Here is a 521-nt window from a genome sequence, read left to right as displayed (position 1 = left end):
AGGATCAGAACCATTACCGACTTCATCGCCATCACTAATACCATCACCGTCTGTATCAGGAATGGTAGGATCAGTGCCAAGATCAACTTCTTCGTCATTGGTCAGCCCATCATCATCCTGATCACAAGGCCCGGCAGTTGCATCTGGATCACAGGGATCAAGTGGATCAGAACCATTATCTACTTCATCGCCATCACCAATACCATCATCATCGGTATCAGGAATTGTAGGATCAGTGCCAAGATCAACTTCTTCATCATTGGTGAGCCCATCCTCATCCTGATCACAAGGTCCGGCGGTTGGATCTGGATCGCAAGGATTTAAGGGATCAGAACCATTACCGACTTCATCACCATCATTAATACCATCATCATCGGTATCAGGATTAGTGGGATCGGTGCCAAGCTCAGCTTCTTCGTCATTGGTCAGCCCATCCTCATCCTGGTCACACGGCCCGGCAGTTGCATCTGGATCACAAGGATCTAATGGATCGGAACCGTTATCTACTTCATCGCCATCAT

The 521-nt window shown here is 48.0% G+C and carries 1 pseudogene; it reads right to left on the bottom strand.

The features are described from left to right. Nucleotides 1-521: pseudogene (locus tag RM553_RS19615) on the bottom strand (hypothetical protein); the annotation flags it as partial.

This window comes from Autumnicola tepida, assembly GCF_031846485.1.
GTDB lineage: Bacteria > Bacteroidota > Bacteroidia > Flavobacteriales > Flavobacteriaceae > Autumnicola > Autumnicola tepida.
Note: the sequence above shows the minus strand (reverse complement) of the source record. Positions and strands in the feature narration are given on the sequence as shown.